The sequence below is a fragment of the Streptomyces sp. NPDC029139 genome (genome assembly GCF_055564335.1).
On record NZ_JBVHWN010000007.1, the window covers coordinates 69,626 to 81,167 of the forward strand.

At 72.9% G+C, this 11,542-nt stretch carries 11 protein-coding genes; 5 read left to right on the forward strand and 6 right to left on the reverse strand.

Translation table 11 applies throughout. From position 1 onward, the window contains the following. Positions 1-240: 240 nt before the first annotated feature. Positions 241-1,410 carry a thiolase C-terminal domain-containing protein gene (locus ACZ4VW_RS17930; RefSeq protein WP_467963343.1) on the reverse strand — a complete coding sequence of 390 codons (1,170 nt, stop codon included), beginning with the start codon at positions 1,408-1,410 and terminating at the stop codon, positions 241-243. Positions 1,411-1,553: 143 nt separating this feature from the next. Here ACZ4VW_RS17930 and ACZ4VW_RS17935 point away from each other — a divergent pair, with 143 nt between their 5' ends. Together ACZ4VW_RS17935 and ACZ4VW_RS17940 are read left to right on the forward strand one after the other, a co-directional pair. Further along, positions 1,554-2,747, forward strand: coding sequence for an acyl-CoA dehydrogenase family protein (locus tag ACZ4VW_RS17935; RefSeq protein WP_467963345.1), 1,194 nt, complete (start codon positions 1,554-1,556; stop codon positions 2,745-2,747). After that, the gene (locus ACZ4VW_RS17940; protein ID WP_467963795.1) at positions 2,747-3,220 is read left to right on the forward strand and encodes a nitroreductase family deazaflavin-dependent oxidoreductase; all 474 of its coding nucleotides are present in this window, start codon (positions 2,747-2,749) and stop codon (positions 3,218-3,220) included. Before ACZ4VW_RS17935 ends, ACZ4VW_RS17940 begins: the two co-directional genes overlap by 1 nt. Before the next feature lie 75 nt (positions 3,221-3,295). Here ACZ4VW_RS17940 and ACZ4VW_RS17945 read toward each other — a convergent pair whose 3' ends face one another. Continuing rightward, on the reverse strand, positions 3,296-3,943 hold the full coding sequence (locus ACZ4VW_RS17945; protein ID WP_467963347.1) for a TetR family transcriptional regulator: 648 nt from the start codon (positions 3,941-3,943) through the stop codon (positions 3,296-3,298). 294 nt (positions 3,944-4,237) lie between these two features. On the opposite strand from ACZ4VW_RS17945, the gene ACZ4VW_RS17950 reads away from it, so the two are divergent. Together ACZ4VW_RS17950 and ACZ4VW_RS17955 are read left to right on the forward strand one after the other, a co-directional pair. Continuing rightward, positions 4,238-5,242, forward strand: coding sequence for a VOC family protein (locus ACZ4VW_RS17950; RefSeq protein ID WP_467963349.1), 1,005 nt, complete (start codon positions 4,238-4,240; stop codon positions 5,240-5,242). A gap of 226 nt (positions 5,243-5,468) precedes the next feature. Beyond that, positions 5,469-7,850: a serine/threonine-protein kinase gene (locus ACZ4VW_RS17955; RefSeq protein ID WP_467963351.1), complete on the forward strand. Its 2,382-nt coding sequence runs from the start codon at positions 5,469-5,471 to the stop codon at positions 7,848-7,850. Positions 7,851-7,906: 56 nt separating this feature from the next. Here ACZ4VW_RS17955 and ACZ4VW_RS17960 read toward each other — a convergent pair whose 3' ends face one another. Then, positions 7,907-8,509, reverse strand: coding sequence for a hypothetical protein (locus ACZ4VW_RS17960; RefSeq protein ID WP_467963353.1), 603 nt, complete (start codon positions 8,507-8,509; stop codon positions 7,907-7,909). A gap of 104 nt (positions 8,510-8,613) precedes the next feature. Between ACZ4VW_RS17960 and ACZ4VW_RS17965 the strand changes: the two genes are divergently transcribed. Further along, complete coding sequence (locus ACZ4VW_RS17965) at positions 8,614-9,165, forward strand: hypothetical protein (protein ID WP_467963355.1); 552 nt, start codon at positions 8,614-8,616, stop codon at positions 9,163-9,165. A gap of 18 nt (positions 9,166-9,183) precedes the next feature. Here ACZ4VW_RS17965 and ACZ4VW_RS17970 read toward each other — a convergent pair whose 3' ends face one another. From ACZ4VW_RS17970 to ACZ4VW_RS17980, 3 genes are read right to left on the reverse strand one after another with little or no spacing between them, the layout of a single operon-like run. Further along, positions 9,184-9,963, reverse strand: coding sequence for an enoyl-CoA hydratase/isomerase family protein (locus ACZ4VW_RS17970; protein WP_467963357.1), 780 nt, complete (start codon positions 9,961-9,963; stop codon positions 9,184-9,186). Next, complete coding sequence (locus tag ACZ4VW_RS17975; protein WP_467963359.1) at positions 9,960-10,385, reverse strand: Zn-ribbon domain-containing OB-fold protein; 426 nt, start codon at positions 10,383-10,385, stop codon at positions 9,960-9,962. Before ACZ4VW_RS17975 ends, ACZ4VW_RS17970 begins: the two co-directional genes overlap by 4 nt. 1 nt (position 10,386) lies before the next feature. Then, positions 10,387-11,529 (reverse strand): lipid-transfer protein, encoded by a 1,143-nt coding sequence (locus ACZ4VW_RS17980; protein ID WP_467963361.1) that lies wholly within the window; start codon positions 11,527-11,529, stop codon positions 10,387-10,389. Between the last annotated feature and the right edge of the window lie 13 nt (positions 11,530-11,542).

Here is an 11,542-nt window from a genome sequence, read left to right on the forward strand (position 1 = left end):
TTTTTCTTTTTTTGAGCGGTCTCGTGGTTATGTTGTGGGGGGGGGGGGGGGGGGGGGGGTGGTGTGGGGGGGGGGGGGGGGGGTGGGGGGGGGGGTGGGGGGGGGGGGGGGGGCCCCCCCCCCCCCCCCCACCACGGACTATACGGATGTCCTACACGTCTGTCTATGACGCTTGTATAGATCGAGGCTTGTGCGGATCGAGGCTTGTGCGGACCGAAGCGCCGCCGGTACGGAGGGTGTTCAGCCCCGGCCGAGGACCACCGTTCCCGAGGAGCAGAACCAGCCGCCCGTCCCCGAGGCCACCGCCAGCTCCGGAAGGCTTCCGTCCGCCCGTCGCACCTGCAGCCCCGGCGCCTCCCCGCGCAGTTGCCGCACCGCCTCCACCAGCAGGAACAGCCCGCGCATGCCCGGGTGGCAGGCCGAGAGGCCGCCGCCGTCGGTGTTCACGGGCAGCCTCCCCTTCTCCTCGACGAACGGGCCGCCCTCGCCCTTGGCGCAGAAGCCCAGGTCCTCGAGCGTCACCAGCGTCATGTACGTGAAGGCGTCGTAGATCTCGGCGAGGTCGACCTCCTCCGGCCGGACGCCGGCCCGTTCGAAGGCGAGCCAGCCGCTGACCGCGGCGGGGGAGACCGTGAAGTCCTCCCACTGCGACATCGTGGTGTGCGAGACGTACTCGCCCGTGCCGAGCACCCACACCGGAGCCTTCGCCGTGTCCGGGACGTACTCCTCGGCCGCGAGCAGCACCGCGCAGCCGCCGTCGCTGCGGACGCAGCAGTGCAGCTTCGTGAAGGGATCGGCGATCATCGGGCCGGCGAGCACCTCGTCGACCGTGATCGGCTCGCGGAACATCGCCTCCGGATTGAGCGCGGCGTTCGCCCGCGCCTGCACGGCGACCTCGGCGAGCTGTTCCAGGGTGGTGCCGTACTCGTGCATGTGGCGACGGGCGGCCATCGCGTACTTCGCGATCAGGGTGTGCCCGTAGGGGACCTCGAACTGCAGCGGGCCGCGTGCGCCGAAGGAGAGGTTCGAGGTGCGGCGGCGGGCCCTGATGTCGGCCCGGGCGGTCGATCCGTAGACCAGCAGGACGGCGTCGGCGTGCCCGGCTGCGATGGCGTCGGCCGCGTGTGCGGCCATCACCTCCCAGGTGGCGCCGCCGACGGCGGTGGAGTCCACCCAGCGGGGGCGCAGGCCCAGATACTCGGCGACCTCCACCGGCGCGAGCGTGCCGAGGCCCGCCGAGGCGAGGCCGTCGATCACCGAGCGGTCGAGTCCGCTGTCCGCGAGGGCGCGGCGCGCGGCCTGCGCGTGCAGGGCGTAGGGGGTGGCCTCGTCGACGCGACCGCAGTCGGAGAGGGATATGCCGACGACGGCGACGCGGCGCCCGGCGCGGTTCCGTGAAGTGGTGGGCATGAATCTGACGGTACATCAGATCTGTACGGAGGGGAGGGGGTGAGTCGACAGGCGCGGCTCGCGAGATCCGCCGATCCTGGCTCTGTGCTTCTGTCCCCCGCGCCCCTAGCATGACGGGCCGTCAGATACTGGAGGGGAGCTCCATGGACGCCGCCTTCACCGCGGAGCAGGACGAGATCCGCCGCACCCTGCGCGAACTGCTCGCCAAACGCTCCGGACCCGCCGAGGTCCGCGCCGCCGTCACGACCCCCGAGGGGTACGACACCGACCTGTGGCACCGGATGTCCGGCACCCTCGGACTCGCCGGACTCGCCCTGCCCGAGGAGTACGGAGGCGTGGGCTGCGGCCCCGCCGAGCTCGCCCTCGCCTGCGAGGAGACCGGCCGGGCCCTCGCCCCCTCCCCGCTCCTCGCCACCGCCGTCCTCGCCGCCCCGCTGATCGCCGCCCTCGGCAGCGAACGACAGCGCGCCGATCTCCTGCCCCGCATCGCCGACTCCTCGCTGACCTGCGCCCTCGCCGTCACCGGGGGCTCCCTCGCCCTCGCCCTCGGGCTGACCGGCGACAACACCGACGGCTCCTGGGCCGGTGGCGGCCGGGCGGGCGGCGTACAGGCGCGGTCCGCGGGGGAGAGGTGGCTGCTGTACGGGGAGGCGGCCCAGGTCCTCGACGGGCACAGCGCCGGGCTGCTCGTGGTCGCCGCGCACACCGGTGGCTTCGCGCGCAGTCGGACCCTGCTCTTCCTGGTGCGGGGCGAGGCCACCGGGCTCACCCGCGTACGGCAGCCCACCCTGGACGCCACCCGCTCCCAGGCGTGCGTACAACTGCGGAACACGGAGGCGGAGTTGCTGGGTGAGGAGCCGCTCGACGTGCCAGGCGCGCTCGCCGCGGTGGGGCGGACGGCGGCGGCGGCCCTCGCGGCCGAAGCGGTCGGCACCGCGCAGGCGGCCCTGGACCGCACCGTCGAGTACGTCGGGTCCCGCGAGCAGTTCGGCCGGCCCATCGGCTCCTTCCAGGCGGTCAAGCACCGCCTCGCCGACCTGTACGTCCAGGTGGAGGCGGCACGCTCCCTGGCCTACGGCGCCGCCCGCGAACCGGACACGGGGGCGCTCGCCCTCGCGGCGGCCCTGGAGGCGCTGCGGGCCGTGGCGGGCGAGACGATCCAGCTGCACGGCGGCATCGGCTTCACCTGGGAGCACGAGGCCCATCTGTACTTCAAGCGGGCGGCTGCCGACGAGCTGCTCTTCGGGCCGGCCCGGCGGCTGCGGGCGCGCGTGGCGGAGCGGACCGGACTCTTCGGGGAGGTGACGGCGTCGTGGCTGCCCTCGGAGTGCGCCTGATGCAGAAGGTGTCGTCCACGCGCGCGTTCGCGAAGGTCGCGCCCCACTTCATCCCGGCGATGGACCGGGCCGTGCACCGGCTGACGCGGGGAAAGGTGATGCTGAGCGCCCAGATGCTGCCGGGCCTCGTCCTCACGGTCCGGGGCGCCAAGTCGGGGCTGCCCCGGGTGACGCCCCTGGCCTGCATGCCCGAGCCCGGCGGGACCTGGCTGCTGATCGGCTCCAACTTCGGGCGGGAAGGGCATCCGGCGTGGACCGCGAACCTGCTCAAGCACCCGGACGCGGAGGTGAGTTGGCGCGGCGAGACGATCCCGGTGCGGGCCGAGCTGCTCGGCGGGCAGGAGCGCGCGGCCGCCTGGGAGGCGGCGCTGGGATTCTGGCCGCCGTACGCGACGTACCAGGCCAGGGTGGAGCGGGAGATCCGGCTCTTCCGTCTCACCCGGCGGCAGCCGGGCTCGGGAACCGGCTCCTGACACGGGAACGCCGACGGCAGTCTCTCGATCGGGACCGCCGTCGGCGCGACAGGACGGAAGGGGGGAAGGGGTGGGCTACTTCGTCGGCTTCTTGCCCGTGATCCCGAGGTGCACCAAGAGGGCCAGATTGGGCTTAAGTTCGGCTTGCTTGACGCCCCAGGCCTGGAAGCCTTTCTGGTGACCGGCCACCGAGGCCAGCATCGCCACCAGGGAGCCGGAGATCGCGGCCGGGCTGACGTCCTTGTCGACCTTGCCCTTGCCCTGGAGCTCCTTCACCGTGTCCGTGAGGGAGTTGGTGACGGAGTTCAGGATCTTCATGCGGATCTTGTAGAACCGTTTGTCGCCCTCCGCGGCCCCGAGATCCACGACCCGAAGGATCGCGTCGTGCCGGCGCCAGAAGTCCAGGAAGCCCTCGACCAGTTCCTCGGAGGTCTGCCAGCCGGCCTTGCCGACCCAGGAGCGGCCGGAGACCAGATCGGTCAACGCCGCGCCTTCTTTGGCCATTTCCTCCGCGATCTCGAGGACGGCTCCCTCGACGTCGGGGAAGTACTGATAGAACGTCGCGGGTGAAGTGCCCGCCTTCCGAGCCACGTCGATGACCTTGACGTCCCGGTACGGCGAGGAGCTGAGCATCTCGCTGAGGCAGTCGAGCAGCTTCTGCCGCGTCGCCTGACCGCGTCGTCCGGCCACGCGGCCGTCGACGGTGCGTACTTGTCCTGTCATGCCGTCAGCTTACCGAGGGGTGATCGGCGCGCGATTCGGCCGACTGCAAATGGGGTGCACCCCCTCCCGGGCGGTCGGTGCAGGTCCCCCGGTGGCACGGAAGGCGTCGGCGGGAAGACCCGGGGGGTGCCGGAAAAGGCGGGGGGCGGTGCCCCGACTCGAAAAAGCTTATTAACAGCCTGTGGATAACTTCGGTGGACAACTCAAGGAAATCGAGAAACGCAGGGTCCCTATATGGCGGTATGTTCGATTACGGGGCGTGCGGGGCGGGACGGGCGGACCTAGCGTGGTGCCATGGCCGCATTCACAGAGGGCACCCCGTGCTGGGTGGAAGCGCAGCTCCCCGACCTCGAGGCGGGGAAGCGGTTCTACGGCGAGCTCTTCGGCTGGACCTTCGACCCCGGCCGCGACGAGGCCCTCAGCGACGGCAAGCGCGTCGCCGGTCTCGTTCCGAAGCGGGACGGCCGCATGCCGACCACCTGGACCGTCTATCTCGCCGCCCAGGACGCGGGCACGCTCTCGGCCCGGATCAAGGCCGGCGGCGGCCAGATGATCATGGAGCCCTATCCCGTCGGCCCCTTCGGCGTGCTGGCGCTCGCCGCGGACCCCGGCGGAGCCGTCTTCGGCCTGCGCCAGGCCGGGGACGACGAGGGCTTCGAGAAGACGATGCTGCCCGGTTCCTTCTGCTGGATGGAGGTCTACACCCGGGAACGGGACGCGGTCGACACCTTCTACGCCTCCGTCTTCGGCTACCTCGGCCGCCAGGTGGAACCGGACGAGGAGGGCAGGGACGGCGACTTCGACTACCGGGTCTGGTCCCCGCCCGGCTCCCGTCCCGGCGACGACACGTCCTTCGGCGGCCGCGCGGTCCTCACCGACGCCTTCCCGGCCGAGATGCCGGGGCACATCCTCGTCTACTTCGCCGTGCGGGACTGCGACGCGGCATGTGCGACCACCGTCTCCCTCGGCGGCCGGGTCACGAACCCGCCCTTCGACACCCCGCACGGCCGCATCGCCGTCCTCCGCGACAACCAGGGGGCGCGCTTCGCCGTGCTCGCGGAGCCCGCGACGGAGAACGCGGCGGAGTCCGCGACGGAGAATGCGACGGAGGACGCGGCGGAGAGGTCGCGGACGCCTGGCGCCGCATCGGCCGACGCATCCGACGGGCCGGGCGAACGTGCCGGATCGGCCGGAACCGACGGGCCGGGCGAACGTGACGACCCGCCCCGGCCCGCGGAGCCGGGCGAGCGCGGCCGCACGGCCGGGAAGTCGTCCGCCTCGCCCGACGACGGGCGCTGAGACCCGCGCCACCCCACTCGTACAAACGCGCCGATATCGAACAGGCGCGGCGCTTTGAGTGATGCGTCACCTCCGCGTTCGGCCGCCCCGGTGTCCCGCCCGGGACCCGGCGGCCGAACGGGCGACACCCCGATCCGCCCCCGGGTTCGCAACCATCGCCTCGGACAGGAAGAATCAGGGCCACGGGGCCGTACCTTCATGGCCCGTACGGGGAGGTGGCAGGCAAGTGGAGCAGCTGACGCAGCACGACCCGAGACGGATCGGGCCCTTCGAGGTGCTGGGCCGGCTCGGTGCAGGTGGCATGGGTCTGGTCTATCTCGCGCGCTCGGCGTCCGGCCGGCGCGTGGCGATCAAGACCGTGCGGACCGAGCTCGCCGAGGACCAGCTGTTCCGAGTCCGTTTCACGCGTGAGGTCGAGGCCGCGCGGGCCGTCTCCGGCTTCTACACGGCCGCCGTCGTCGACGCCGATCCGCGGGCCGCCGTGCCCTGGCTGGCCACCGCGTACGTGCCCGCGCCCTCCCTCGAGGAGATAGTGAACGAGTGCGGACCGCTGCCGGCCCAGGCCGTGCGCTGGCTGGCCGCCGGTGTCGCCGAGGCCCTGCAGTCCATCCACGGCGCGGGCCTGGTCCACCGTGACCTCAAGCCGTCCAACGTCCTCGTCGTCGAGGACGGCCCCCGCGTGATCGACTTCGGCATCGCGTCCGGCGTCTCGAACACCCGCCTGACCATGACCAACGTCGCCGTCGGCACGCCCGCGTACATGTCGCCCGAGCAGGCCCGCGACTCGCGCAGCGTCACCGGCGCCAGCGATGTCTTCTCACTCGGCTCGATGCTGGTCTTCGCCGCCACCGGTCACGCCCCCTTCCACGGCGCCAACCCCGTCGAGACCGTCTTCATGCTGCTCAGGGAGGGCCCGGACCTGGAAGGGCTGCCGGACGAGCTGCGCCCGCTCATCGAGTCCTGTATGCAGATGGACGTCTCGCGCCGGCCGACCCCGGCCGATCTCCAGGCCCAGCTCGCCCCGCATCTCTTCGGCTCCGGCAGTGACGACAGCGGTACGGCCTCGGCCTGGCTGCCGCAGTCCGCCACGGCCATGATCGAGACGCGCCGTGGCGGCCGCCCGAGCGCCCCGCAGCCCCCGCCCGCCCCTCCCGTACCGCCGCGTCCGCCCCGGCCCGCGCCGGAGTGGAGCGGTGAACCGCACTCCGGCCAGGGCGGTGGCGGCCGGCACGCGGGACCGGCCGAGGCCGCGGGCCCCGTACGGCTCGCGGGCGTGGCCGTCCCGATCGGCCCCGGCCCCCGGGTCGCCGACGCCCGGGCCGCCGTCGGCGCGGTCGCCGACGCGGGCCCGGCCACCGGCTGGATCCGCCCGCCCGGCGGCGGCCCGAACGGCGCCGAGCCCGGCCCGCCGGCCGGCTCCCGACCGCTGCCGGCTCCCGCCCCCGCGCCGGAGGCCGCGCCGGAGCCGGCGCACTGGCGGCCCTGGCGCTTCCGGATGTCGAACGACGTCTGGGGCACCCCCGTCGTCGCCGGTGACCTCCTCTACGTCACCTCCTTCGAGGTGCACGCCCTCGACGTGGCCAGTGGCCGCCGCCAGTTCAAGACCCGGGACGTGGCCTGGTCCATGGCCGTGGCCCAGGGCCGTATCCACGCCTCCGACGGACCCACGCTGTACGCGCTCGACGCCTCCGACGGCAGCGAGCGGTGGCGGCTCCAGACGGACGCCTGGGTCTACTCCCTCAAGGTCGACCGGGGCACGGTCGTGACCGGCACCCGGGGTGGCGGGGTCCAGGGCTGGGAGGCGTCGAACGGCGCCAAGCTGTGGGAGATCTCCGGCGCGCAGACCGACTTCGAGACCCCGGAGGCGGGGCCCGCCGTCCACGGCGACACCGTGTACGTGTGGCGCGACGCCCGCCTCCAGGCCCTGGACGCCCGTACGGGCGTGGAGCGCTGGTCGTACCCGGTCGGCGACGCGGCCTCCTGCGGCAACGTCCCGGTGCGGGTGTCCCCGGCGGAGGACGGCTGTGTGTACGTCTCGGCCGGTACGCGCGTCCTGTCGATCGACATCGCCGGCGGGCACGTCCGCTGGCACTTCGAGGCGCCCGCGGTCTTCCTCTCCCCGCCGGCGTTCGCGCCCGGCCCCGCCGTCACGGGCGGCGGTGTCTACCTCGCCGACTACCTCGGCACGGTCTACGCCCTCGACGCGACGACCGGCCAGGACCGCTGGCGGATCGCCACCGAGTCCCGCCAGTCGGTCGAGCCGGTCCTCGTCGTCGACGGGAACGTCCATGTGGGCAGCGGCAGCGCGCTGTACACGCTCGACGCGGTGACCGGCACGCCCAAGTGGCGGTTCGCGGCCGGCGGCGAACTGATCGGCGCGCCGGTCGTCGCGGACGGCCGGGTGCACTTCGGTTCGGCGGACCACGTCCTCTACACGCTGGACGCGATGGGCGGCCAGCTGCGGTGGAAGCTCGCGACGGGTGGCGAGATCACCGGCTCGCCGGTGGCGCGGGGCGGGGTCGTGTACGCGTGCAGCAAGGACCGCTGCGTGTACGCGCTGGACGCGGTGAAGGGCACGGCGACGGGGCGCTCGGCACCTCGGGCGTAGGGATTCGCGGCTCGCCGGTCGCGGGCTCGCGGGCCGGGGCTGTCGGCTCCGTGTGCTCAGGCCCGGTGATGCTGGTCCGGATCCTGGTTCGGCGGGGGCTCGCGGCCCGGGTCCCAGGGCGGGACGTCCATGGTCTGTGTGGGCGGCCCGTAGGGGGAGGGCGGATAGGGGGACGGCGGGGTGTCGTCGGGCGCCGCGTGGTGGTCCGGACGGTACGGCTCCCCGTCGAGACGCACCTCGTGCGCGCGGCGGCGGCCGGCCATGACCACCGACGCCACCAGGAGCAGCACCCCGCCGCCGACGGCGTTCGCGACGCCGTCGCCGAGCCCCGCCCCGTCGCCGCCGACCGTCAGAGCGCCCTCGGCCTGGCCCACGCGGACCATCCAGAGCACGGTGAAGCCCAGCACGATCAGCCCGGCGAGGGCCACGAGCAGGCGCGAGCGGAGCACCACGCCGACAAGGGTGACGAGGGCCGCGAAGGCGAAGGGCAGCAGGATCGAGCCGATCACCTCCGCCCTGGCGTCGGTGATTCCGCCGAACAGGTCGTCGATGCGGTAATCGCTGCCGTGACGGCCGTCGTACCAGGCACGGAAGGGGCTCCAGACGGCGGCCGTCGCTCCGGCGAGGGCCAGGATCGAGCCGATGACGTTACGGACCATCGATCGGCCTCCTTACGGTCCGGCTCTCGCTGTCGACGCTACGCCGGGTGCGGGGGGCCCGCCATGCGACGTTAAGGTGGCGCGAACACGACAGAAAGGCCGAGATGGTGACGGGGACGGCCGGCCGGCGGGGCATCAGGCTCGCGGCCACGCTCACGGTGGTGGTGCTCGCCCTGACGGGTTTCCAGACGGGCAGCAGCGGTGGCAAGGGCGGCAGCGGCAAGAGCAAGAGCAAGAGCAGCTCCGGCGGTGGTTGCTCCAGCTCCAAGAAGAAGAACGACGACTACGACGGCGCCGGGTCCGGCGGCGGCAGTGACTACACGGCCGAGCCGACCGTGACGGCCGCGCCCAGTCCCTCGTCGGACTTCGATGTCGTCATCGTGGACTGCGTGAAGCCCGCCCAGAAGAAGCGGAAGGGCAAGCCCGCCCGCAAGGCGGACACCACGGCGACGCTGGAGATCACCTCGCGCGCGGCCGTCGAGGAGACGGTGAAGGTCACGCTGCGGTTCCGGTCCCGGGCGACGGTGGTGGACACGGTGGACAAAGTGGTCACCGTCCAGCCGGGCCAGACCAGGATCTTCGACATCGCCATGGCGAAGCCGAAGTCCGTGGACCAGGTGAAGGAGTGCGAGGTCTGGCGCGTGGGCACGCCCTGACCCCTCGGCCCCGCCCCTTCACCGCGTCCGGAAGCCCGGCGCCCTCCTCGTGAACAGCTCGGCCTGCCGCTCCGACGGAAGGTTCCCGAGCGTCACCAGGTGCGGGGCGTGGGCGAGCGCCTGGGCCCTGGCCGCCTCCTTGGCCGACCACAGCGCCCGGACGGTGCCCTGGACCGCCTCGGTGGGGTACGCGGCGATGACGGCAGCGGCCCGCCGAGCGGCGTCCAGGGCCCCGCCCGGCGCCGTCAGCTCGGAGACGAGCCCCGTCTCGTACGCCCGGCGGGCCGAGATCCGCTCGGCCGTCCCCATCAGGGCCATGCGCGCCACCTCCCCGAACGGCATCTTCTGCGCCATGTGGATCGTCTCGAAGGCGCTGACCATCCCGTAGGTGGTGTGCGGGTCGAAGAAGGACGCTCCCTCGCCGGCGACGAGGAACTCCGCCTCTCCGAGCAGATAGAACGCCCCGCCGCAGGCCATGCCCTCGACGGCGGCGACGACCGGTTTCCACAGGTCGTTGGCCTTGGGGCCGATGGCGATCAGCGGATCGTCGACCGTGTACGGGGACGAGGGCTGCGGGACCTCGGCCGCGCGGTCGATGCCGGTGCAGAAGGCCCGCCGCCCGGCGCCGGTGACGACGATCGCCCGTACGGTGTCGTCGTACCGGAACTCCCGCCAGGTCCTTGCGAGTGCGCGCGCCATGTCCAGAGTGAGGGCGTTGTGCTTCTCGGCCCGGTCCAGGGTGACGACCGCGACGCCCGTCTCCTCGTCGTGCGTGACGGCGATGCCGGGGGTGCTCATCCGCGCTCGAGGAGCCAGCGGGGCACCGTGACGCCGTCGATCTCGGCGAAGGCGACCTTCACGCCCGCCCCGATCCGCAGCCGCGCGGGGTCGACCGAGTCGAGCGGTGCGTCCGGGGCGGCGACGACGTTGCCGACGAGGCGGATGCGGGGCGCGTCGGCGAGTTCGACGACGACGGCGTTGTAGGGCGCCTGGGCCGCGTAGTCGGGCAGGAGCGGCGGGTGGGGGAGCACGTACGACCAGATCCGGCCGCGGCCGGACATCAGCCGCCACTCGGCGGCGAAGGACTGGCAGTGCGGGCAGCAGGGCCGGGGCGGGAAGCGCAGCTCGCCGCAGTCGGCGCACCCCTGGATCCGCAGTTCGCCCTGGGCGGCGTACTCCCAGAAGGGAGCGCCGTCCTCGTCGGGGACCGGTGTGAGCATCTCAACTCCTCAGAAGGATCGCCGATGTGGGGACGCCCTCCCCGGCGGTGACCAGGCAGGTGGCCGCGTCCGGGACCTGGGCGGTGGAGACGCCGCGGAGCTGCTTCACGCCCTCGTTGATGAGGTTGAAGCCGTGGACGTACGCCTCGGACAGACCACCGCCGCCCGTGTTGACCGGCAGGCGTCCGCCGATCTCCAGGGCGCCGCCCTCGGTGAACGCGGCGCCCTCTCCTCTGCCGCAGAATCCGTACCCCTCCAGGGAGAGCGGGATGAGCGGGGTGAACGCGTCGTAGATCTGGGCGACATCGACGTCCTGGGGGCCGAAGTCCGCCTGCTTCCAGAGGTGTCGGGCGGCCGTCCAGGCGGGCCCGGAGAGCGGGTCGTCGTTCCAGTAGTTGACCATGCCGTGGTGCTGGGCGGGCAGGCCCTGGGCGACGGAGTGGACGTAGACGGGCTTCTGCCGGCAGTCGCGGGCGCGTTCGGCGCTCACGACGACGCAGGCGAGCGCGCCGTCGGTCTCCAGGCAGTTGTCGAAGAGGCAGAGGGGTTCGCTGATCCAGCGGGCGGTCATGTACATCTCGCGGGTCAGCGGCCGCTCGTACATGATCGCGTCGGGGTTCTGGTTGGCGCGGTTGCGGCAGGCGAGGGCGACGTTGAAGAGGTGGTCGCGGGTGGCGCCGTACTCGTGCATGTAGCGGCGGGCGAGCATGCCGATCTCGTCGGTGGGGCGGAGGAGGCCGAAGGGGCGGGTCCACTGGCCGGGGGTGGGCAGCTGGACGGCGGTGTTCTTCCAGGGCCGGGGGCCGGAGCCGCGCTTCCTCGACCGCCAGGCGACGCCGACGCTCGCCTGTCCGGTGGCGACGGCCGCGGCGAGATGGCCGACGGTCGCGCACGAGCCTCCGCCGCCGTAGCCGACCTTGGAGAAGAAGGTGACGTCGCCGGCGCCGATGGCCTTGGCGACCTCGACCTCGTCGGTCTCCTCCATCGTGTACGAGGCGAAGGCGTCGACCTCCGAGGGGGCGATGCCGGCGTCGTCGAGGGCGGCCAGGACGGCCCGGCAGGCGAGCGTCTTCTCGGACTCGGGGAGCCGTTTGGCGAAGGGTGTCTGTCCTATCCCGACGATGGCCGTGACGTCCTTGAGCACTGCAACCTCCCCG

Bases quoted from the DNA above. Each gene is read 5' to 3' on its own strand.
- ACZ4VW_RS17930 (WP_467963343.1), bottom strand. From the start codon at position 1,410: ATGCCCACCACTTCACGGAACCGCGCCGGGCGCCGCGTCGCCGTCGTC.
- ACZ4VW_RS17935 (WP_467963345.1), top strand. From the start codon at position 1,554: ATGGACGCCGCCTTCACCGCGGAGCAGGACGAGATCCGCCGCACCCTG.
- ACZ4VW_RS17940 (WP_467963795.1), top strand. From the start codon at position 2,747: ATGCAGAAGGTGTCGTCCACGCGCGCGTTCGCGAAGGTCGCGCCCCAC.
- ACZ4VW_RS17945 (WP_467963347.1), bottom strand. From the start codon at position 3,943: ATGACAGGACAAGTACGCACCGTCGACGGCCGCGTGGCCGGACGACGC.
- ACZ4VW_RS17950 (WP_467963349.1), top strand. From the start codon at position 4,238: ATGGCCGCATTCACAGAGGGCACCCCGTGCTGGGTGGAAGCGCAGCTC.
- ACZ4VW_RS17960 (WP_467963353.1), bottom strand. From the start codon at position 8,509: ATGGTCCGTAACGTCATCGGCTCGATCCTGGCCCTCGCCGGAGCGACG.
- ACZ4VW_RS17965 (WP_467963355.1), top strand. From the start codon at position 8,614: ATGGTGACGGGGACGGCCGGCCGGCGGGGCATCAGGCTCGCGGCCACG.
- ACZ4VW_RS17970 (WP_467963357.1), bottom strand. From the start codon at position 9,963: ATGAGCACCCCCGGCATCGCCGTCACGCACGACGAGGAGACGGGCGTC.
- ACZ4VW_RS17975 (WP_467963359.1), bottom strand. From the start codon at position 10,385: ATGCTCACACCGGTCCCCGACGAGGACGGCGCTCCCTTCTGGGAGTAC.